Raw genomic sequence first — 20,481 nt, 5'->3', positions numbered from 1 at the left:
CCAACCACTACATGAGCACTTGACTTAGAATCGATACACCGCTTGCAACCAAATACGGTCGCCGCTTGCACGATTCTCCACCTGCGTCTCATGTTGCCATTTCGCAACAAGCCCTATCTCAGGTGTTTGGTATTTGATAGTTGGACCAAACGCAACGACCTGGCCTCGGTTGCCATCACCGAAAGTATGGCCGTCCCGCTCATCATCACTAAGTTGCTTGTAGATATAGCCGTTCAAGCCGACCTGCCACTCGCGAGTAAAGTTATAGGCCAAGTTATAATCGGCATTAAACTCATGTCCTGATCGGTAATCCGTATCAGGATTTTTTCCGTTCACCAGATAAATTAGCTTGGCGCTGACCTCAAGATTTTCCAGCGGATAGGCGGTGAACGCATACCACGGCCCATAAGACCATGTATTCCGGCCTGAATTAAACATCCGATCTTTATCGTATGAGCCAATTGGAGCGAAGATGTCCACGCCGACGAGTTGATGGTAACGAGGTGAACTCCACCCCAGAATCACCGGAGCCAGCATCAGGTCACCAACACCATCTTGGTTTTCGCTGCGTCGGACGCGGCCTACGGGCGTATCAACGTTGAAACTGATATCCCCTTTTACGAAGGGTAGCGCGAAGCGGCTTTCGACCTTCGCTCCCAGAATCGAGTAGTCGGTGTACACATAATCCATGCGCATCGAGAGCGCTTGAACATGCAGATCGAAGTCGTGGATATTGGATTTATCATGACCATCGCTGTCTTTCGTTTCGTTTGCGCGATAATCACTTAAATAAAAGAAATTCGTGAGCCCCGGAGGTGGCATCTTTCCGGCAAGCACCGTATTTACGCCGACTGGATAGGCGCTGCCACCACCCCAATGTCATCAACTTTGGAAATTATCCATAAATATCATATAATTAGCGCTCAAATCAGTGCATGGGAGAAGCCCTTTTGACTACCTATACCGCATCGCTTGACACCGCCAGCCAAACCCTGGCTTGAAAATTGTACAAAAAATAACCAGTCCGCTCGATTGTCCCGCCTTCATCGCCGCCCACCGCCAGAATCCTCAAGACTTTACCCGCCGACGCCAGCTCACCTTCAAGAACCTCGTCCTGTTCCTGCTCAATCAGCCACGCACGGCCCTGCAAACCGAACTCGATCAGTTCTATCGCGTACTCAATCAGGCGTCGACTGAGACGCAAATGGTCACTGCGCAGGCCTTCTGCAAAGCGCGCAAAAAGCTCAACCCCGAGGTATTTGAAAGTCTCAATCGCCTCCTGCAGCAACAAATTGACTGCTTCGGGCTGCGCCAGAAGTGGCGTGGGCTGAGGGTGCTCGCGGTGGATGGCTCGACCGTGCATTTACCCCTGGAGTCGACCATGGCGACCTTCTTTGGCAGTCACTCTGGCTTTCCCATGGCTCGCTTGTCCACACTCTACGAAGTCGCTGACGGTCAAACCTTGCATAGCCTGATCGTGCCCCTGACAGTCGGTGAGCGCGACTGTGCCCATCTGCACCTTGAGCACCTGCCGGCTGGCAGCCTGACGCTGTTTGACCGTGGTTACCCTGGGCACTGGTTATTCGCGCTGTTCGCGCAGCAACAGCGGCACTTTCTGATGCGCCTGCCCTGTGGCTATAACGCTCAGGTCAAAGCGTTTCTACACTCTGGCCAAGTTGAAGACACACAGCTTTTCGTGGCCAACCATCCTGAAGCACGTCTGTTCTGCTCCGAGGCTGGCGTTGATCCTGCCAGCCAGATCGAGCTGAGACTGATCCGGGTCGAGTTGGCCAACGGCGAAAGCGAAGTATTGCTGACCTCGCTGCTGGATCGAGAAGCCTTTCCCGCTGAGGTGTTTGCCGAGCTTTACCACCGCCGCTGGGGCATCGAAACCGACTTCCGTCGCCTCAAACAAACCCTGACGCTGGACAACTTCAGCGGCCGCAGCGTGACCGCTGTAAAGCAGGACTTTCATGCCGCTCAACTGTTGAAGAACCTGGCGCTGTTGATGCAGCACCTGCTACAGCCGGTCATCGAACAGCGCCACAAAGGTCGCAAGCTGCGATGGAAAGTCAACTTCACCCAAGGCGTGTCACGGCTCAAAAATACCCTGGTCGAGCTGCTGGTGCGGCACTGTGCTCAGGGGCTGAGCAATGTGCTGGCCTTGATGGCTAAAAGCCTCAGTGCCGTACGCTCAGGCCGTAGCTTTGCGCGCCAACGCAAACGCGCAGCCAGCCGAGGTTGTGAGGGCTACAAACCGACGCGCTGAAGAAACACCACAGCCCAACCTCCGTCCAAAAAAAGCTGGCCACAAGCGGTCGGCATAGGCTCGTCCGGAGGACGAGAAATCTCGCCTAGACAGCCGGAACAGACGATGATCACATCACCGCCAGCCCAGTTAGACCGCGTGATTGAGCGGCAGAGGCCTGGTCATCGCTCGACGGCCATGGCGGCTGGCTGCTTCGGGGGGCTTGTCTTGGGCAGGGCTGCAGCTTAGGTTGATGACATTGGGGGAGACCCTAGGGCAGCAGCTGCGGTGTATAGCTGCAACCGCTGGCCGATTCGCTGGGGGTGACTTTGCCTGCTACAAGGCCTGCTTCGAGAAGCGCGTGACCGAAATCGGCGGCATGGCGCATGCCCATGCAAGTTCTGCTACCTGCAAGTCGCCAACACCAGCTGGTCGAGCAGGCTCTGCGCCACATCGGTCAGCTGTACGACATCGAGCGTGAGATCTGCGACCTGCTGCCCGATAAGCGACAGCGGATACGCCAGGAAAAGTCAGGCCCATCACCGCTGCCCTGCACGGCAGGATGCTCGCTCTGTGCCAGTTGCCGCGTGAAGGCACGGCCATCTCCAAGGCACCGGATCGCAGGACGGCCCTGGTACGCGATCCCGATGCCCCGCTAATCAGCACGTTGAGCTTTCACTGAGCAACGTGCTGGGTTTACACAGCTAACGGGCTTGCCAGATTGCCCGCGTGGGGGCTGGGTGCGGATCCTCCAGGTTGACTCGGTTGACGGCAGCGCGTTTCTGGCTTTATATATACCAACAGTTTTTATATGCTCCAAGCGGCCAGGCATCCCCTCTGTCGCCTGCCCGCCCAAAAGCTCGATCATTGGCGGCATAACCTCTTTGGCCTCCGTCGTTTCAGCACTGCACGAGTTGGACATGACCTTGAGTAAACGAACCCAGCAATCCGTCACGAATGGCAAACCGAAGGTGCGCAGCCGGCTTTCGGTTGGCGCCGTCCGCAGTGAGGAAACCACCAACGCCATCCTGACCGCCGCAGCCGAGATTCTCGAGGAGCGCGGATACGCTGGCTTCACTCTCGACGCTGTGGTCAGTCGGGCGGAGTCCAGCAAGCCCACCATCTATCGATGGTGGAAGAACAAGGCGGCGCTGATTCGTGATGTCTACGAACGCAGCGGCGAAGCCTCTCTCAGCCCCCCTGACAACGGAAACCTTGAGCAGGACCTCCACGAACACCTGCGTGCACTATGGCAATGGTGGAGCGCCTCCAGATCAGGCGAGGTACTGCGCAGCTTCATTACCGAAGTGCAGCTTTGCCCCGAGTCTCTGGAAGAGTTTCGCAAGTCATTCCTGCCGCGTCGGCAACAGGTCATGCGCAGAATCCTTTTGCGGGCGGTGGGCCGGGGAGACATCCCGGGAGGCCCAGCCGTTGAAAGCGCAGTCACTCTCCTGACCGGCGCCTCGTGGCTTCACCTGCTCACAGGCAACCTCGACGCCGTGGGCGAACTTGAGGGTACGGTGAAATTGGTGGTCAACGGTCTGCGCGCCCGCTGAAAACCTCGTAGGCATCGGGAGGCTGCTCGGCCTCTCTTTTTTAACCATATAGACACCATTGGTATCTAATATATGGATACACTCCATGCCCCATCCGGATACTTGGCGAGTTACCGCAATCTCGGGCTTACGCTGTCGCTTCTCGGCGTCTTGTTGTTGAGCGGATGTTCCTTCAGCGACCTCAGGCCGCAATCCTTGATTGGCCAGCCGGATGACCTCAAGGCTTCCCATGCCCTGAATGGGGTGCACCTTTCGCCTGCAGACTGGCCCAGGGAGGATTGGTGGACTGGGTTCGGCGACCCCCAGTTGAACCAACTGATCTCAGAGGCCCTGGAAAACAGTCCGAGTCTGCGCGCGGCCGCTGCCAGGGTGCGGCAAGCCGAAGCCCTGCAGGGGATTCAGGAGTCGCGTCTGCTGCCTCAGGTCGACGGTTCCCTGTCGGTCGTTCGCCAGCGCTACAGTGAAAACGGGACGGCCTCCGCAGTCGTCGCAGGTACCTGGCAAAACATTGGCCAGAGCACCCTGAATGGCAGCTACGAGCTGGACTTCTGGGGCAAGAATCAGGCGGCGGTCGAAGCTGCGATCGGACGCAGCAAGGCGGCCGAGGTCGATCAGTTTTCGGCTCGGCTGGTGTTGTCATCGGGCATCGCTCAAGCCTACATCGCCTTGCAGGAGACCTACGACCAACTCGCGATTGAGCGTCAAATGCTGCAGCAGATGGAGAGCATCCACTCACTGACACAGCAACGCTTTGTTGCGGAGCTAGACAGCCAGATCGATATCAAACAGTCCGAAGCCGGCATTACTGCGTCCCGTGCCCGAATCCTCGCTCTCAAAGAAGCCCTGGAGCTTGGTCGCAACCGTCTGGCGGCCCTCGTGGGCAAGGGACCCGACCGCGGTCGGAGCATCACGCCTCCTCAACTGAAGCCCTCCTCCACCCTCTCCGTGCCCAGCACCCTGCCCGCCGAGTTGCTAGGCCATCGTCCCGACGTGGTGGCTCAACGCTGGCGAGTGGAAGCGGCCAGCAATGACATCGATGTCGCGAAGGCGCAGTTCTATCCAAACGTAAACCTGATTTCTTTCGTCGGTCTACAGACCATGGGACTGGATACGTTCACGCAGGGAGGCAGCCGCATACTCGGATTCGGACCGGCGATCAGCTTGCCGATATTCGAAGGCGGACGCTTGCGCGCCAATCTTTCCGCCCAGAACGCCTCCTATGACATCGCGGTAGAGCAATACAACCAGACCTTGATCGATGCGCTGCACGACCTCGCCGATCAACTGTCATCGATTCGTTGGATGCAACAACGGATCACGCAACAACAACTGGCCGTCCAAACCGCCACGGATGCCTACGAGCTGGTCAACAAGCGCTATGCGGCAGGGCTGGCTACCTACATTCAAGTGCTGACCACACAGACTTCGGTCTCCATCCAACGGCGAGAGCTCGCAGCGTTGCAGGCCCGCGGCCTGTCGTTACAGGCGAATCTGAGCCGCGCCTTGGGCGGAGGCTACGTCCCTGATCTGCCGCTCGATGGCGCCGACGAATTAAGGAGTCCACGCACATGAATCAAAGCACCCAACCCCATCAAGCACAGCCGCAATCCACCGCTGCGGGCAGCGCTGATGCCGGCAAGCCGCCCGTGCCGTTCCAGACGCGCGGCAAGGTGGTTACGGCAGCCGTCCTGATCCTGTTGATCGCAGGGAGCGCGTGGTACGTACTGCAACGCAACTCCGAGCGCACCGAGGATGCCTACGTGGATGGCAATGTCGTGCAAGTGACCGCACAGATCGGCGGCACCGTGACGGCCATTGCAGCGGACAACACCGACCACGTGAAGGCCGGTTCACCGCTGGTCACGCTGAACCCCGTAGACCAGGAAGTGCGGTTCGAGCGTGCCAAGACCGAGTTGGCCAAGGCTACGCGGGTGGCAAGGACACAGTATTCGCAAGTCCAGCAGTTGCAGGCCGAGGTCGTGCAGCGCCAGAACGACGTTCAGAAAGCACGGGCCGACCTGGTACGCCGTTCCAGACTCGCCGCCAGCGGGGCCGTCTCCCGTGAAGAAATCAGCCATGCCGAAGATGTGCTCAAGAACGCACAGGCCGCCTTGGACGCTGCAAACCAGTTGCTGGCACAGCGCCGCGCCATGGTCGATGGCACCGACCTCCGGACGCATCCTGATGTGCTGGTCGCCGCCACCAACTTACGTGATGCGTACATCGCACGCGCACGCACAACCATTATTTCGCCCGTGGATGGCACCGTGACCAAACGCAGCGTGCAACTGGGTCAACGCATCAATCCAGGCGTCGCACTGATGTCCGTTGTCCCATTGGACGAACTATGGGTAAACGCCAATTTCAAAGAGTCGCAGCTCGAGCATCTTCGCATCGGTCAGCCGGCTGAACTGACGGCCGATGTCTATGGCTACAGCGTGGTCTACCACGGAAAGATCGTGGGTCTGGATGCTGGAACCGGCAGCGCATTCTCACTCTTGCCCGCCCAAAACGCGACGGGAAACTGGATCAAGGTCACCCAGCGCGTGCCGGTCAAGATCGCCCTGGACCCGAAGGAAATCGCCCGGCACCCCTTGCGTATCGGGCTGTCCATGCGCGTTTCAGTGGATACCAACAATCGCAGCGGGGACATGATCCGCCAGGATGTCGCACCGGAGAGGGTCTACCAAACCCAGGTCTATGACCATGAGTTGAGGGATGCCGACGCCATCGTGGAGACGGTCATCCGGGCCAACGAAGGGCAGCCGCGAACAGCGGCCGCACGATAGGCCGGCTCATGTACAGAAAACATGGCGCACTCCTGGCAACGGTCTGCCTGCTGTGCGGCCTCGAATTCCTACAGACCGGCATGCTCGCATTCGCCTCCGTCCCCATCCGCGGCGAGATCGACGCCAGCCCCGAGGAATACAGCCTCGTCGCAGCGCTCTATGCTTGTGTCGCGGTGGTCGTGATCGGCAAACAGCGTTGGCTGACCGAACGACTGGGCTGGCGCAACTACATGATCGGCTCGATCGGCGTCTACATCGCCGGGGCGCTGCTGTGCAGCCTGAGCCACGACCTGCACACGTTCGCCCTGGGCCGGGTCGTGATGGCGTTGGGCGGGGCATCGTTCATGACGACGTCGCGCATCCTCGTCAACCTCATCCCGCCCGGGCCTGGGCGATTCGTCGGGATCAAGGTGTTCGCCGTCGGCTTGGCCAGCGGCACCGCCGCGGCGCCGCTGGTTGCATCACTAGCCGTCACTCACGACACCTGGCAGGCCATGTTCTGGGTGCTTATCGTCGGCTCGGTCGCGGCCGCCGTGCTCTCCCTGGCATTTTTGCCCAAGGCCCCGCATCCCGAGCATGAGCGCACGAAAACCAGTCCCGCGCGCGTTCTCCTGCTGGCCGTCGGATCGTTCTTCCTTCTTTATGTCCTGCAACGCTCCTACTACGATTTCTACGACGACACCAGCATCCTGCTGGTCTTTGCGGCGTTGGCCACGGTCGCGCTCTATACCTACTTCCACGTCGAGCACAATCACGACCGCCCGCTGTTGAAGATCCGCCAACTCATGACCCCCCGCTACGTAACGGGCGTGGCCTTGTTCTCCTTCAGCTACTTGATCCTGGGGGCCAACAACTACATCCTGCCGTCCTTTCTCCAGATGGGCCTGGGCTATTCTTGGGATACCATCGGGAAATTCCAGTCCATGGGACTCGTGGCGTCATTGCTGACCTGGCTGGTGATGCTGCGCTTACTGCCCAAGCACCCCGCACCGAAGAAGTTCTTCGTCGCGGGATTTCTATCGCTGGCGGCCTTCGGCTGGCTGCTGTCATCGCTCACACCGATTGCCGACATTTGGCTGCACGTCCTCCCAGCACTCGCCTTGAGCGGATGCTTTGTCATGCTGGTGCTGGCGACGACCGCGATGCAGACCTTCCGCGATGTCGCCCATGAAGACGCGCTTTTTGCCCATGCGCAGCAGGTCAAGAACATTCTGGGTCAGATCGCCATGGCAATGGGCACCAGTCTCGCGACCATCTTCATGCAATGGAGAAGCACGGTGCAGTACAGCTCGCTGAACATCCGGCTGGCCAATGACGACCCCCTCTTTTCACAGCAACTGCAACAGCTCAGCCAGTTCATCTCGTTGTCGCACGAGGCAGGCCAGGCCGCCCAGATGGCCATGGCCCTGCAAGCACAGCAGATAAGCCAGCAGGCTTCGCTGATGGCGGGGATCGAGTATTTCTGGCTGGTGATCTGGGTCGCCGCTGCTGCCGCGCTGGTTTCCGTGTTGCAGCGGGTCTTCCGATGAACATCGTCCGCATTGGTCAAAAGCGGACACGTACTAACTATTCAGACCGTAACACTGCGCTCTTGTATGCTCGCCGGCAGGTGGATGGATAGGTAGTCGATAAGGCTCCGGACCGAAGGCAACATACCCTTGGGTTTCGGATACAGCAGGTGAATCACATGCTCGGCACCCGCCCAACCCGGCAGAACCAGATTCAATTGCCCGCGTTGGACAGCCAAAGAAACTATCGGCTCTGGCAAGAGGGTGACTCCGAGACCATGGATGGCAGCCTCCAGCTGCACCCTCAGGTCGTCTGAGAGCAAACGCGGCGTATGGGTCACAAGATAGTCGCTCTCACCGTTTTGCAGGAGCCAGCGCCCCCTGCCATCGTGCACGTCCCCGGGCCGGCAGAGGGTATCCAAGATCCTAAGGTCCGCAGGACTTGCGGGCTGCCCGTAGCTGTCCAGAAATGCCGGACTAGCCACCAGCACTCGTCTGGCCAGCCCCAGTCGCCGCGCCACAAGTCCTGCCGTTTCCTCAATCTGCGGTCGGGCTCTGAGGGCAAGGTCGAAGCCTTCCTCAATGACATTGACCTCACGGTCGACGGCATTCAGTTCCAGTCGAACTTTCGGGTGCAGCGCCAGGTAACTGGGAAGTATCGGTGCGAGGTAGGTCTGCGCCATCACCTGAGGGCAGGTAAGTCTAACCATCCCAGCAGGTTCTCTGCTCAGGTCGGCAACGCTGTCATATGCCGATTGGGCGCCCTCAACGACTGCCAGACACTGTGAATAGAAACGGGTGCCGGCGTCCGTCAGCGCGATTTGCCTGGTCGTTCGGTTCAGCAGGCGTACCCCCAAGCGACTTTCTAGGGCAGCGACTCTTCGGCTCAAGCGAGTCTTCTCGATCCCCGAAGCTTTAGAAGCGGCGGTGAAGCCTTTGTTACGCACGACCAGCACGAAGTACTGGAGGTCATTCAGATCCTCAATCATTGGTGCACCATAGCAATAGTCCTTGGCACTTTACCGATCTTATCGCCGATTGGGTTTATATCTACAGTATCTCCATCGAATGCAGGTCACACGGCCCGCTCAGGAGATCGAATATGTCGCTTCAATTTTCCCCAATTGCCATCGCTGAAAAGGCCGTGCACGGCGCCCAGTTTTCTGCTCACCGCCTCGATCTCATCGCGCTTTCCGGTTTCATTGCTCCGATCATGGGCTTCGATCACTTCCGCATGAGTGGGCCAACCTTTGCTCCACACCCGCATGCGGGCTTCTCCGCAGTTTCCTATGTCTTCGAGGACTCTGCAGGTGGCCTGCGAAACAGAGATTCGCTGGGTCATGACCTGGTGATCGAGCCCGGCGCTATGGTCTGGACCCAGGCTGCAAGCGGTGTCGTACATGACGAACTTCCCGCTTCCAGAGGCTCGGAAGTCCACGGTCTCCAACTGTTCGTGAACCTCTCTCGGGATCACAAAAACCTGGCCCCGAAGATGCTTTACGCAGCCGCTGAAGACGTACCGGTGGTGAACGGTGCGGGAGGGACCAAGATTCGTGTTCTCTCCGGGCGGTACCAAGACGTAGTGGGGCCGATCAATCCGGCTGAGCCCTTCGAGTTTTTAGACGTGAAACTCACACACGAGGGGAACTTCGAGATCCCGAGGGGACGTAACGTTCTGTTCTACATCCTGTCGGGTCAGGTAACCATAGGCTCCGATGATGCGGAGCATTCATTGGGGACTCACCAAGCCATCGCGGTGCGTAGCTCTTCCGAAGGTGCTGAGCTGCGCATCAGCACGAAGGAGGACGCACATCTGCTGGTTCTCTGCGGAGTTGATCCTATGGAACCGGTCGCCGTGTACGGGCCATTCATCATGAACGACCAATCAGGTCTGCAGGCCGCCTACTCCCGGTACGTCGCGGGTGAGATGGGCAGGTTGAGCCAGCTTGCCTCCTCTTGATGAGCCACTTTCCACCTTTCAATGAAATCACACGGCGGCCATCAAGGCGGCCGTGGGTAGCCACGCCCTGCGTGTGTGCGCACCAACCCGGCAGAATGCCGACAAAACCAAAGGAGTAATCCCATGAGCTACGACCGTCTCTCTGCTGAGAATGCCGCGTTACTACTGATTGATCACCAGACCGGTCTGTCTAATGGCATCCAGGATCAGAGCCTACCCGAGTACATGACTGCGGTTACGGCGCTGACCAAGCTGGCCAAGACCTTCAATCTACCGACCGTGATTACTACCAGTGCCGCGGATGGTCCGAATGGGCCGGTGCTGCCGATCATTACCCAGACCCTGCCTGACGCACCGGTTATTCACCGCCCGGGCGAGATCAATGCCTGGGACAACCCGGCATTTGTCGAGGCTGTGAAGAAGACTGGCCGTAAAAAACTGATCGTGGCGGGCGTATCGACCGAGGTCTGCGTGGCCTTCGTCGCATTGTCCGCGATCAAGGCTGGCTACGAGGTCTACGCGGTGATTGATTCTTCCGGAACCTGGAACAAGCTGGTTCAGGAAGTCGCCGTTGCCCGCATGGCTCAAGCCGGTGTTGTGCCGATAACTTGGGTCGCGGTTGGTGCCGAGTTGCAAGCCGACTGGCGCAATCAGACAGGTGAGGCACTTGGCCAGATCATGGGTGAACACCTGCCGTTCTACGGCAACCTGTTCAGCAGCTACCTCGCAGCCAAAGGCCACTAAGCCAGAGACTCCGGCGCCAGGGCTTCCTGGCGCCGGAGTCCCGTATAGGCGCAGTGATGCCAGCAACACGTCATATCGAGTGGCTGTGAAACATCGATCAGCTCACTTGGTCTGGCGTAACCCTTTCTCCGAACTGTTCTGCACTCATGCCTGCCGCCCCTAAACCTCGGCCCGTCCTCATCCTGCGGCAGTCGCGGACCAGGCCTGGCAAAACCTGTTCGGAGCCTGTACCAAGGCGCCGTGGCGTCAAGCGATGAAGTCGGGCTGCCGCGCCGGGGCGGCGGCCTGGAAGGCCGGCTGCTCGAGGCAATTGCGGTACACCGCCATGAGCTGCGGGTAGTCTTCAAGCTCGCAGCCCATGCGCTGGGCGTTAGCTACCTGCGGCACCAGGCAGCAGTCTGCCAGGGTCGGTGCAGCGCCGAAGCAGTAGGGCCCCTGGCCATGCCGCTGCAGCAGGGACTCGACCGCTGCCAACCCCTCGGCAACCCAGTGGCGGTACCAGGCATCTTTCTGCCCGGCACTCACGCCCAGCTCCCGTTGTAGGTAATTGAGCACCCGCAGGTTGTTGATCGGATGGATGTCGCAGGCGATCAGGTTGGCGATCTCCAGTACCCGCGCCCGCGCCAACGGCTCGGCCGGCAGCAGGCGCGGCGCCGGCTGCAGGGCATCCAGATAGTCGATGATCGCCAGCGACTGGGTGATCAGCTGGCTGTCGTCGGTAACCAGCACCGGCACGCCGGCAGCCGGATTGAGCTCGCGATGCGCCGTACTAAGCTGTTCGCCGCTGCGCAGGTTGACCCCGAGGCAGTCGTACGCCAGCCCCTTGAGCGCCAGAGCGATACGGACCCGGTAGGAGGTCGAACTGTTGAAGAAACTGTAGAGCTGCACTAAATGCTCTCCTGCGAAAGTAGGCCGGCTCTGGCCATAAAAGAATCCCTGCCCCAGCCATTCGCTGCCGGTATGACCGGGCAGGGGCCCCGATAGCGGTCGCAAGCGACCGCCCAGGGCTAAGGGACGACAGCTCTCGGAACGCCTTAGACGACCCGCACGTGGATCTCGCCGAGCCCGTCGACGCCGCCGACCATCAGGTCGCCCTTGATCACCGGGCCGACGCCTTCCGGGGTGCCGGTCATGATCAGGTCGCCCGGCTGCAGTTCGAAGAAGTTGGACAGGTAGCTGATGGTTTCCGGTACCGACCAGATCAGCTTGTCGATGTCGCTGCGCTGCTTGTCGCTGCCGTTGACCTGCAGCCAGATGCCTGCGTGCTCGGGGTGGCCGACCTGGCTGGCCGGGTACAGCGGCGCGATCGGCGCCGAGCGGTCGAAGGCCTTGCCCAGCTCCCAAGGCCGGCCCATCTCGCGCATCTGCATCTGGCGGTCGCGACGGGTCATGTCCAGGCCCACGGCGTAGCCCCAGACGTGCTCGTTGGCGCGCTCCTGCGGGATGTCGCGGCCGCCCTTGCCGATCGCCACCACCAGCTCGATCTCGTAGTGGTAGTTGCTGGTCTCCACCGGGTAGTCCAGCTCCAGCACCTGGCCAGCGGCCACCGGCACCACCGCGTCGGCCGGCTTGCAGAAGAAGAACGGCGGCTCGCGGTCCGGGTCGAAGCCCATCTCGCGGGCGTGGGCGGCGTAGTTGCGGCCCACGCAGTAGACGCGGCGCACCGGGAACTGCTGGTCGCTGCCGGCGACCGGCAGGCTGGTCTGGGCCGGCGGTTGGATCACATAGGTCATAGTCTTCTCCCTCGTCAGTGGTTTTCGCGCGATTCGCGCAGGATGCCGAGCGCTTCCTGAACCGGACGGTCGGAGTAGCTGAACAGCACGCAATCCTCGTCCGCCTGGAAGCTCACCGGCGCCCAGGTCGGCACGACAAAGATGTCCTTGGCTTCGAAGTCGAAGCGCTGCCCGCCGATCAGCACACTGCCCTTGCCCTCGACCACGGAGAACACGCTGGCGTCGGTGCTGCGGTAGGTCTGGCCGCGGAAGCCCTTAGGCAGCAGTTGCATGAAGGTGGCGATGGTCGGCATCGGCCAGCCGCCGGTGACCGGATTGACGTAGCGCAGCTTGACCCCATCCCAGGCATCCACCTCGTCTTGGCACAGCAGGGTTTCCAGCGCCTCGCGGGTACGGGCATAGGGGTAACTGAAGATCGGCGAGGTCAGCCCTTTCGGCTGGTAGCGCAGCGGCAGCATGTTGTTGCCGAAGCGAGCGAAGCTGTTGCCTTCCGGGCGGGTCAGCGGCTGCTCGGCCTGCGGGTAGCTCTCGGCGAAGGTGGCGCCGAAGAAGCGCACCATCGGGATGTCCAGGCCGTCCAGCCAGACCACCGGCTGGCCGCCTTCGGCCTCGACCGGGTTGCCGTGGTCGTGCCAGGTCCAGGACGGGGTGATGATGAAGTCGCCCGGCTCCATGGTGGTGCGCTCGCCATCCACCGCGGTGTAGGCGCCGCGGCCTTCGACGACGAAGCGCAGGGCAGACTGGCTGTGCCGGTGGCTGGGGGCGATCTCGCCCGGCAGGATCAGCTGCAGGCCGGCGTACAGGGTGTTGGTGACGGCGGCCTGGCCGCGGATGGCCGGGTTCTCCAACACCAGCACGCGGCGGATGGCCTCTTCGGCGCTGATCAGCTCGCCGGCCTCCATCAGGCTGGGGCGCAGCTCGCGGTAGCGCCAGAGCGCCGGCACGCAGCCGCCGGTCGGCTCCAGCGGCACCAGGTTGTGTAGCTGCTCCCACAGCGGGAACAGGTCTTGGGTGTCGATGCGGCGGTAGAAGTCCGCGCGGGCCGTGCTGATGTTGTCTTTGTTATGCATTCCCTATCACCTGTGGCAGATCGAAGAACGCGCTACGGGCCAAGCCGCCCGCCGCGGCAGCAGTCGAGAAACCGGCGGTGAAACCGTCGTCCTCGTCCATGGCGCGATTATTCGCTCACAGGCCATATGCGAATAATGATATGTTGCTATACCCCCATACCAACAAAGGCATGACTGGATGATCGACTGGAGCCGCCGCCTGCGCCTGCGCCATCTCCACCTGCTGGTCAGCTTGGCCGAAACCGGCAGCCTCAGTGACACCGCGCGCCTCGCCCACACCACCCAGCCTGGGCTGTCGAAATGGCTCAAGGAGCTGGAGGAAGACGTCGGCGCCACACTGTTCGAACGCCACGCCCGCGGTCTGCGCCCGACCGCCCACGGCCAGCTGCTTCTGGGGCATGCCCGGCGCATCCTCAGCGAGATGGCGCGCGCCCAGCACAATCTGGAAGCCCTGCAGGAAGGCGATTCGCGCAGCGTGGCGCTGGGCACCTCGCCGGCCTCGGCGCCCAGCCTGGTACCGGATGCGATCACCTACTTCCTCCGCCAGCACCCGCGGTCGCGGGTACAGCTGCAGGAAAGCACGATGAACGCCCTGCTCGAGCGACTGGAGCAGGGCGAGTTGGATGTGGTGGTTGGCCGTCTGGATAGCTATCAACCGCGCGCCACCTTGCGCAGCGAGTTGCTCTACCACGAACCGATGCAGGTCGTCGCCCGTCCTGGCCACCCGCTGAGCGGGCGCCGCGAGCTGGGCTGGGAGGATCTGCTCGCCTATGACTGGATCCTCTGGCCGGAAGGCACACCGATCCGCAGCCGCCTGGACATGGCGCTGACCCAGGCCGGTCTCAAGCCGCTGCCGTGCCGGGTCGAATCCTCATCGCTGATGGGCAATCTATGGCTGCTGCAGAACAGCGACATGATCTCGGTCGCGTCCGGCCGCGTCGCCGAACACTTCACAGCCCGCGGCCTGGTGGTCTCACTGGACTTCGAGCTCGAAACCCAAGGCTCAATCGGCATGTGCTGGCGTGACGAACCGCTTATGGACGGCAGCGTCCTCGATCTGCTCGACTGCCTGCGTCAGGCGGCGAACACGCCGATCCGCCATTTACAGCCGACGCCGCCCATCGCCTGATTTAGACCGCAGACAGGCCTCTGGGTGTCCCCTACCCGCGCTTACTGAAAATGATGTTTATGGAGTCGAGCCGATCTGTCGGGTGCTGCCGATCGCTCCATCGACCTACTACGAGCATGCAGCCCGGAAAGTAGATCCTGCGCGGCAGTCAGCCCGCATGCGCCAGGATGAAATGCTCTGCGAGCATGTCCAGCGGGTCTGGGAGGAGAACTTCCAGGTCTACGGCGTACGCAAGGTCTGGCGGCAGCTCCTGCGGGAAGGCTTCGTGGTGGCTCGTTGCGCGATTGAGCGGCTGATGCGGCAACTGGGGCTGCAAGGTGTCGTACGCGGCAAACCGGCCAAGACTACGGTCAGCGACAAGGCCAAGCCCTGTCCGCAAGATAAGGTCAATCGCCAGTTTCGCGCCGAGCGGCCGAATGCATTGTGGGTGTCGGACTTCACCTACGTCAGCACCTGGCAGGGCTTTGTCTACGTGGCCTTCGTCATTGACGTCTTTGCCCGGCGGATCGTCGGCTGGAAAGTTTCCAGTTCGGCGCGTACTGACTTCGGGCTCGATGCGCTGGAGCAGGCGCTGTATGCCCGCCGGCCCGTCGACCGCGGCGGGCTGATTCACCACAGCGACAGCGGCGTACAGTACGTGCCGATACGCTACACCGAGCGACTTGCCGAAGCCGGGGTCGAGCCCTCGGTGGGCAGCGTGGGGGACTCCTACGACAACGCCTTGGCCGAGACCATCAACGGCCTGTACAAGGCTGAGGTGATCCATCGTCGTTCCTGGCAAAATCGGGAGGCGGTGGAGCTGGCAACTCTGGAGTGGGTCGACTGGTTCAACCACCGGAGGCTGCTGGAACCCATCGGCAACATCCCACCTGCCGAGGCTGAAGCCCTTTACTATCAACAACTCACCAAGTCGGCCCAGACGTCATGACTCACACCAAAGAGCCTCCGGAATTCCCGGGGCGGTTCACAGCTGGTAGTCCGGTGCCATCAGCTCCTCCTCAAGGACTGCAGACAAGAAAGCCGCAGGAACCCTCTCGACCACGAAGGGGATCAGCCGGTCTACACGGCGAGCGCTTCATGAGCCGCGCCCAGATGCGTAAAACCGTGTTTGAATACGTCGAAACCGATTACAACCGCCAGCGGCGTCACAGCACATTGGGGAACATCAGCCCGGAGGCCTTCGAGGCCCGGATGAGTATTTAAACCCGTGTCCACGAATGCTGGGCAAGATCACAATAGTGCGGCTCGCCGAGCATTGTGCAGATTTTGCACATACTGGTCGGCATTCACTGCAACAGGCACTCCCGATGCGAATTCACCCCCTGTCCGACCTGCACAACGAGTTCGCTCCCTTCACGCCCGAGGTGAGGGATGCGGATGTGGTCATCCTCGCGGGCGATATCGACCTCGGCGTACGGGGCATCGAGTGGGCCAGGCAGGCATTCGACTGCCCGGTGCTCTACGTGCCGGGCAACCACGAGTTCTACCGTGGCCACCTCACCAAGACGCTGCAGGCGATGCGTGCCGCCGGCGACGAACGTGTGCACGTCATGGATCGGGATGAGGTTGAGATCGGCGGCGTGCGCTTCCTCGGCGCCACGATGTGGACCGACTTCGCTGCCACCGGCAACCCGCCCCTGGCCGCGTTGAGCGCGCAGCAGGCGCTGAGCGATTTCCGCCAGATCCGCACGGAGAACTATCGCCGCATCCGGCCGACGGACCTGATCAAGCAGGCGGAGAAGACCCGTGACTGGCTGCGCAGCAAGCTCGTCGAGCCCTATGAAGGACCGACCGTGGTGATCACACACCACGCCCCGACGCTGCGCTCGCTGCAGGAAAGCCCCCATGCCGGCACGATCCTGGATGCGGCCTTCGCGAACGACTGGGAGGATCTGATAGGGGGCGATCGCGTGGCCTTGTGGGTGCATGGCCACACGCATACCTCGGTCGACTTCGAAGTGAATGGGACGCGGGTTGTCTCCAATCAGCGGGGCTATCCAGGGGAGGAGTCTGGGTTCCAGCCGTCCCTGGTCATCGACCTCGAGGCCCTGCTGCCAGCGGGCGATGAGCAATTATTGTCGGGGCAATACCAATAATCGAAGGGGCCGAAGAAGATCCACGGTGATCCGCAGGTACGGCATGTAGCATCGGTTAACGCCCATGAGTGGCACACTTTCTGATCACATGGATACACCATGCCCATAGCCTCCACCATCTGGCAACAGGTGAAATACCAACCCAAAGGGCAACCGTTCAGCTCTCGACGATTTGCAGGGCTGGGATCACGCTCTGCTGTCTGCAAGGCGATAGCCCGGTTGGTGAGCGCTGGCGAGCTGGAGCGGATCACTCGCGGGATCTATATGCGACCGAAGATCAGTCCGTATGTCGGCAGTGTCCGCCCCAGTGCCTTGGCTGTGATCCGGGTGATCGCCAAGCGGAATCACGAAACGATCCAGGTGCATGGTGCCGAGGCGGTCAGGGCATTTCGCCTGAGCACCCAGATGCAAACACAGTCTGTGCTGTATACGAGCGGCTCAAGTCGAGAGATTCGACTCGGTGCCCTGACGATACGGCTCCGGCATGTTTCCCCAGAAAAGTTGCAGCATGCCGGAACCAAGGTGGGACTGGCCCTTGTAGCGCTCTTCTACCTGGGCAGCAAAGGCGTGAATCCGACTTCAGTCACGAAGATCAAGAACGAGCTGACGCCAGCCGAACTCAAGCAGTTGGCAGCCTGCAAAATGCCTGCTTGGATGAGCAAGGCCCTGGCTGGCCCTCCGCCGGTCTGACGCCATGCACCAATGGCCAGGCAGAGCATTTAGCTAGATGAGATTTATGCAAGGAGAACGGAATGACGATGCCCAGTGAGCGCACCCGCTCGATCATTCAAGCCCGTGAGTTTCTGGTTGACTTGTCTCGTGACAAGACGCTGCCTGAGACCGTGCGCATTGAGGCGCGTCGACTGTTGCGTCATTACCCGACCGCCGATGAGGTGCTGCTTGCCGGGAAGATAGAGGAGCAGCGCGACGATGGTCTGCCGTGGGTTTTTCTGAGCTCCAGAATCGACTAGCCCTGTAGCTCCGATACTGGAGGCAGGAGGGAGGTTGGATCAAGCTCAGCATGCTGGCGATGCGATACAGCTTCTCGACGGTGATGTTCACCTCACCACGCTCGATGCGTCCTATATAGCTGTGGTCGTGCTGCAAGCCAGCGCGAGTGCGGGCAGGCTCTTGGGGCAGGTTCGGGGAGCACCTACTCGTTGGATGACTTTGCCGTCGAGCCGAGCTATCAGCTCCGCTTTTCGCAGCATTAAAGACCGCTGTTGCTGGCCTGTTTCTGAAGGTCGAGCAGCTGTAAGCCCCTGTCGGGGGTGAGGCTGCCCGAAGCGTGAACGCGTTGGCTCAGGCCATTCGCCAGCCCTCCACCACTTCAGCACCAAACTCAGCCCTCCAGGCCTTGAGCTGGGCATGGTTCGCACCCTTGGTCTCGATACGCTTGCCGGTAACTGGCTGCACATACACCTTCACCTGGCGGGGGCGGCGCTGCTTCACGGCAACCGGGGCAAGCGGCTCCAGCTCGACCGGCGGCGGATTGAGGATGGCTACCACCTTTGCCAGATCCATGCTGTAGTCCGCCATCAGCGCCTTAAGCTTGTCTTCGAACTCCATTTCGCGCTGGAGGCTGGCGTCGGCCTGCAGCTGTTCAAGCAAGGCCATCTGCTTCTGCAGCTCACGCTCGGCACGACGAAATTCGGCTAGTTTGGACATGTTCACTCCTTTGGTTTCGTAACAGAATCAAATTGGTGTCAACGCCGACTGAAAACTGACCCACTTTGGGCTGGATTCACCGAAGTAATAATGACCCACCTGGATCAGTCGGGTTTACGGTTCTGGCGGATGACGCCCGCCTTGCGTTTGTCCTTGAGTCGGTAGCTTTCTCCGGTCAGGGTGAGGATGTGGGCATGGTGCAGGAGACGATCCAGCATGGCGGCGGTCAGTGTGGCGTCGCCGCTGAAGGCATCGGCCCACTGGGTGAACGGCAGGTTCGAGGTCAGGATCATCGAGCCCTTCTCGTACCGCTTGGCCACCACCTGGAAGAACAGGTTGGCCTCCTCACGACCGAACGGCAGGTAGCCGATCTCGTCGATCACCAGCAGTCGCGGGGCCAGGATGGCGCGGTTGAGGTAGGCCTTCAGCCGTCCCTGTCGCTGGGCCGCACCCAGTTGCAGCATCAGATCGGCCGCAGTGATGAAACGGGTCTTGATGCCGCTCTGCGCCGCCCGATAGCCCAGAGCGATGGCCAGATGCGTCTTGCCGACTCCCGAGGGGCCGATCAGCACGATGTTCTCGGTGCGCTCGACGAATGCCAGCCCTGCCAACTCATGCAGCAGCGCCCTGGGCACGCCGGGACTGAAGCCGAAGTCGTACTCCTCCAGCGTCTTGATCGCCGGAAAGCAGGCCATCCGCGTCAGCAGTTCGCGGCTACGCTGCTGGCGAAAGCCCTGCTCATGGCGCAGCAACTGCTCCAGGAAATCGCTGAAGCTCAGCTCCTCCCGGACCGCCTGCTGGGCCAGCACCGGGTAGTGATCGGCGACGCGTTCGAGCTTGAGAGCCTGACACAGCTCGGCAATGCGCTCGTGTTGCAGGTTCATGCGCAGGCCTCCCGGATCGACTCGTAGACCGACAGGGGATGCTGCAAGGACTCATGGGGGATGGGCCGTGGTCGGTCGCCCAGCAACGCTGCCCACTCCTGCCGCAGGGCCTGCGGCAAGGGCGTCAACAGCCCGCGCTCCCGACGCCAGCGATCAATGGGGCGTTCACCGAGCGTGGCATGCATGCGCACGTTGGCGACCTCGGCAAGCCACTCGCCGACCAGTCGGTTGGCCGTTCCGCTGTCCACCAGCAGGCCGGCGGCATTCACCCGGCTATGCAGCGGGTTGTAGAAGCTTTCGCGCAGGTAGCGGTTGAAGCGTTCGACTTTGCCCTTGGTGCGTGCCCGATAGGGGCGGCACAGGCGGATCCGGAAGCCCAGGTCGTCGGCCATCTGGAGCAGGCCCGGATGGAAGCGGTGGCTGCCGTCGCCATAGGCATCGCGCTCCAGGACGACGGTCTTCATATTGTCGAACAGCACCTCCTGCGGGACTCCACCGAAGTAGTCGAAGGCCAGCAGCAGCGAGTTGTGCTCCGACTCGAAGGACTCGTCCGGCACGAAGTGGACATAGGTCATCCGGCTGTAACCCATCGTGGCCACGAAGGCCGACAGCGGTGATTTGGCGCGGCGGAAGACCACGAAGTCGGCCTGCATCTGTTTGCCGGGCTCGGTCTCGAAGCGTACTACCGGGCCATCGTCGAGCCTGGCCGGCTTGAGCTTGGCCAGCCAGGCGCGCAGCTGGGAAGCGCCGCCCTGATAGCCCTGCTCGCGGATTTCGCGCAGCAGCACGGTGGCTGGCAGCCAGAGCGGATGCGCCTGCCTGACCCGCTCGCGCAGGTAGTCGTGGAAGGGGTCGAGCTTGGTGGGCCTGGGTTCCCGCGGCGAGTAACGCGAGACGGAAGGCTCCTTGAGGTAACGCCGGACGGTGTTGCGGGACACGCCCAGCGTCTTGGCGATCTGCCGAATGCTGTGCCCTTGACGGGCCAATACTCTGATCTCCACTGCTTGCTCCTGGGTCAACATGGGCGGCCTCGAAAAGGCCGCGACGGTAGCCCAGGTGGGTCAGTTTTACTTCGCTGGGGTGGGGATGCGGCGGA

Annotated in this window: 19 protein-coding genes and 3 pseudogenes; 13 read left to right on the top strand and 9 right to left on the bottom strand. The window is 61.2% G+C overall.

Features of this window, described 5'->3' with window-relative positions; translation table 11 throughout:
• Positions 1-24: 24 nt before the first annotated feature.
• Complete coding sequence (locus PRJ_RS29160; RefSeq protein WP_236693310.1) at positions 25-837, bottom strand: transporter; 813 nt, start codon at positions 835-837, stop codon at positions 25-27.
• A gap of 160 nt (positions 838-997) precedes the next feature.
• On the opposite strand from PRJ_RS29160, the gene PRJ_RS29155 reads away from it, so the two are divergent.
• From PRJ_RS29155 to PRJ_RS29135, 5 genes are all read left to right on the top strand, one after another.
• The gene (locus PRJ_RS29155; RefSeq protein WP_104961008.1) at positions 998-2,269 is read left to right on the top strand and encodes an IS4-like element ISPa1635 family transposase; all 1,272 of its coding nucleotides are present in this window, start codon (positions 998-1,000) and stop codon (positions 2,267-2,269) included.
• Positions 2,270-3,168: 899 nt separating this feature from the next.
• A complete protein-coding gene (locus PRJ_RS29150; protein ID WP_052261122.1) occupies positions 3,169-3,804 on the top strand; it encodes a TetR/AcrR family transcriptional regulator in 636 nt (211 codons plus the stop codon).
• Between the two features lie 72 nt (positions 3,805-3,876).
• Positions 3,877-5,376, top strand: a complete 1,500-nt coding sequence (locus tag PRJ_RS29145; RefSeq protein ID WP_052261123.1) for an efflux transporter outer membrane subunit — start codon at positions 3,877-3,879, stop codon at positions 5,374-5,376.
• Positions 5,373-6,593, top strand: coding sequence for an efflux RND transporter periplasmic adaptor subunit (locus PRJ_RS29140; protein WP_039615174.1), 1,221 nt, complete (start codon positions 5,373-5,375; stop codon positions 6,591-6,593). Before PRJ_RS29145 ends, PRJ_RS29140 begins: the two co-directional genes overlap by 4 nt.
• 8 nt (positions 6,594-6,601) lie before the next feature.
• Entirely contained in the window at positions 6,602-8,122 is a 1,521-nt protein-coding gene (locus PRJ_RS29135) for an MFS transporter (RefSeq protein ID WP_039615175.1), read from the top strand.
• A 41-nt stretch (positions 8,123-8,163) separates the two neighbouring features.
• On the opposite strand, the gene PRJ_RS29130 is transcribed toward PRJ_RS29135, so the two are convergent.
• Positions 8,164-9,087: a LysR substrate-binding domain-containing protein gene (locus PRJ_RS29130; protein WP_039615198.1), complete on the bottom strand. Its 924-nt coding sequence runs from the start codon at positions 9,085-9,087 to the stop codon at positions 8,164-8,166.
• 116 nt (positions 9,088-9,203) lie between these two features.
• On the opposite strand from PRJ_RS29130, the gene PRJ_RS29125 reads away from it, so the two are divergent.
• Complete coding sequence (locus PRJ_RS29125; RefSeq protein WP_052261124.1) at positions 9,204-10,061, top strand: pirin family protein; 858 nt, start codon at positions 9,204-9,206, stop codon at positions 10,059-10,061.
• A gap of 123 nt (positions 10,062-10,184) precedes the next feature.
• A complete protein-coding gene (locus tag PRJ_RS29120; RefSeq protein WP_039615176.1) occupies positions 10,185-10,805 on the top strand; it encodes an isochorismatase family protein in 621 nt (206 codons plus the stop codon).
• 246 nt (positions 10,806-11,051) lie between these two features.
• Here the strand turns inward: PRJ_RS29120 and maiA are convergent, their stop codons facing one another.
• From maiA to gtdA, 3 genes are all read right to left on the bottom strand, one after another.
• The gene (gene maiA, locus PRJ_RS29115; RefSeq protein ID WP_039615177.1) at positions 11,052-11,693 is read right to left on the bottom strand and encodes a maleylacetoacetate isomerase; all 642 of its coding nucleotides are present in this window, start codon (positions 11,691-11,693) and stop codon (positions 11,052-11,054) included.
• Between the two features lie 146 nt (positions 11,694-11,839).
• The gene (locus PRJ_RS29110) at positions 11,840-12,538 is read right to left on the bottom strand and encodes a fumarylacetoacetate hydrolase family protein (protein WP_039615178.1); all 699 of its coding nucleotides are present in this window, start codon (positions 12,536-12,538) and stop codon (positions 11,840-11,842) included.
• A 14-nt stretch (positions 12,539-12,552) separates the two neighbouring features.
• On the bottom strand, positions 12,553-13,608 hold the full coding sequence (gtdA, locus tag PRJ_RS29105) for a gentisate 1,2-dioxygenase (RefSeq protein WP_039615179.1): 1,056 nt from the start codon (positions 13,606-13,608) through the stop codon (positions 12,553-12,555).
• Positions 13,609-13,789: 181 nt separating this feature from the next.
• On the opposite strand from gtdA, the gene PRJ_RS29100 reads away from it, so the two are divergent.
• The 6 genes and pseudogenes from PRJ_RS29100 to PRJ_RS29075 all read left to right on the top strand — a co-directional run bounded on the left by PRJ_RS29100 (position 13,790) and on the right by PRJ_RS29075 (position 17,804).
• On the top strand, positions 13,790-14,737 hold the full coding sequence (locus tag PRJ_RS29100; protein ID WP_039615200.1) for a LysR substrate-binding domain-containing protein: 948 nt from the start codon (positions 13,790-13,792) through the stop codon (positions 14,735-14,737).
• A 52-nt stretch (positions 14,738-14,789) separates the two neighbouring features.
• Positions 14,790-15,665, top strand: a pseudogene (locus tag PRJ_RS29095) (IS3 family transposase); the annotation flags it as partial.
• 131 nt (positions 15,666-15,796) lie between these two features.
• Positions 15,797-15,940, top strand: a pseudogene (locus tag PRJ_RS29090) (IS3 family transposase); the annotation flags it as partial.
• A 104-nt stretch (positions 15,941-16,044) separates the two neighbouring features.
• A complete protein-coding gene (locus PRJ_RS29085; protein WP_052261125.1) occupies positions 16,045-16,833 on the top strand; it encodes a metallophosphoesterase in 789 nt (262 codons plus the stop codon).
• 99 nt (positions 16,834-16,932) lie between these two features.
• A complete protein-coding gene (locus PRJ_RS29080; RefSeq protein ID WP_039615180.1) occupies positions 16,933-17,523 on the top strand; it encodes a DUF6088 family protein in 591 nt (196 codons plus the stop codon).
• Between the two features lie 62 nt (positions 17,524-17,585).
• Entirely contained in the window at positions 17,586-17,804 is a 219-nt protein-coding gene (locus tag PRJ_RS29075) for a BPSL0761 family protein (protein WP_039615181.1), read from the top strand.
• Here PRJ_RS29075 and PRJ_RS30815 read toward each other — a convergent pair.
• From PRJ_RS30815 to istA, 4 genes and pseudogenes are all read right to left on the bottom strand, one after another.
• Positions 17,801-17,999, bottom strand: a pseudogene (locus tag PRJ_RS30815) (helix-turn-helix domain-containing protein). The gene PRJ_RS29075 and the pseudogene PRJ_RS30815 sit on opposite strands and share 4 nt — an antisense overlap.
• 136 nt (positions 18,000-18,135) lie before the next feature.
• Positions 18,136-18,501 carry a histone-like nucleoid-structuring protein, MvaT/MvaU family gene (locus PRJ_RS29065; RefSeq protein ID WP_039615182.1) on the bottom strand — a complete coding sequence of 122 codons (366 nt, stop codon included), beginning with the start codon at positions 18,499-18,501 and terminating at the stop codon, positions 18,136-18,138.
• Positions 18,502-18,605: 104 nt separating this feature from the next.
• Positions 18,606-19,385, bottom strand: a complete 780-nt coding sequence (istB, locus tag PRJ_RS29060; RefSeq protein WP_104963083.1) for an IS21-like element helper ATPase IstB — start codon at positions 19,383-19,385, stop codon at positions 18,606-18,608.
• The gene (gene istA / locus PRJ_RS29055; protein ID WP_039615184.1) at positions 19,382-20,407 is read right to left on the bottom strand and encodes an IS21 family transposase; all 1,026 of its coding nucleotides are present in this window, start codon (positions 20,405-20,407) and stop codon (positions 19,382-19,384) included. The genes istB and istA overlap by 4 nt, the downstream gene beginning before the upstream one ends.
• Positions 20,408-20,481: the final 74 nt, after the last annotated feature.

Origin of the sequence: Pseudomonas sp. XWY-1 (assembly GCF_002953115.1) — a bacterium.
Lineage (GTDB): Bacteria > Pseudomonadota > Gammaproteobacteria > Pseudomonadales > Pseudomonadaceae > Aquipseudomonas > Aquipseudomonas alloputida.
The sequence above is the reverse complement of the archived record's forward strand: the minus strand, read 5'-3'. Positions and strand labels throughout refer to the sequence as shown.

Coding starts and splice junctions, on each gene's coding strand:
- PRJ_RS29150 (WP_052261122.1), top strand. CDS start 3,169: ATGACCTTGAGTAAACGAACCCAGCAATCCGTCACGAATGGCAAACCG.
- PRJ_RS29145 (WP_052261123.1), top strand. CDS start 3,877: ATGGATACACTCCATGCCCCATCCGGATACTTGGCGAGTTACCGCAAT.
- PRJ_RS29140 (WP_039615174.1), top strand. CDS start 5,373: ATGAATCAAAGCACCCAACCCCATCAAGCACAGCCGCAATCCACCGCT.
- PRJ_RS29135 (WP_039615175.1), top strand. CDS start 6,602: ATGTACAGAAAACATGGCGCACTCCTGGCAACGGTCTGCCTGCTGTGC.
- PRJ_RS29125 (WP_052261124.1), top strand. CDS start 9,204: ATGTCGCTTCAATTTTCCCCAATTGCCATCGCTGAAAAGGCCGTGCAC.
- PRJ_RS29120 (WP_039615176.1), top strand. CDS start 10,185: ATGAGCTACGACCGTCTCTCTGCTGAGAATGCCGCGTTACTACTGATT.
- PRJ_RS29110 (WP_039615178.1), bottom strand. CDS start 12,538: ATGACCTATGTGATCCAACCGCCGGCCCAGACCAGCCTGCCGGTCGCC.
- gtdA (WP_039615179.1), bottom strand. CDS start 13,608: ATGCATAACAAAGACAACATCAGCACGGCCCGCGCGGACTTCTACCGC.
- PRJ_RS29085 (WP_052261125.1), top strand. CDS start 16,045: ATGCGAATTCACCCCCTGTCCGACCTGCACAACGAGTTCGCTCCCTTC.
- PRJ_RS29080 (WP_039615180.1), top strand. CDS start 16,933: ATGCCCATAGCCTCCACCATCTGGCAACAGGTGAAATACCAACCCAAA.
- PRJ_RS29075 (WP_039615181.1), top strand. CDS start 17,586: ATGACGATGCCCAGTGAGCGCACCCGCTCGATCATTCAAGCCCGTGAG.
- PRJ_RS29065 (WP_039615182.1), bottom strand. CDS start 18,501: ATGTCCAAACTAGCCGAATTTCGTCGTGCCGAGCGTGAGCTGCAGAAG.
- istB (WP_104963083.1), bottom strand. CDS start 19,385: ATGAACCTGCAACACGAGCGCATTGCCGAGCTGTGTCAGGCTCTCAAG.
- istA (WP_039615184.1), bottom strand. CDS start 20,407: ATGTTGACCCAGGAGCAAGCAGTGGAGATCAGAGTATTGGCCCGTCAA.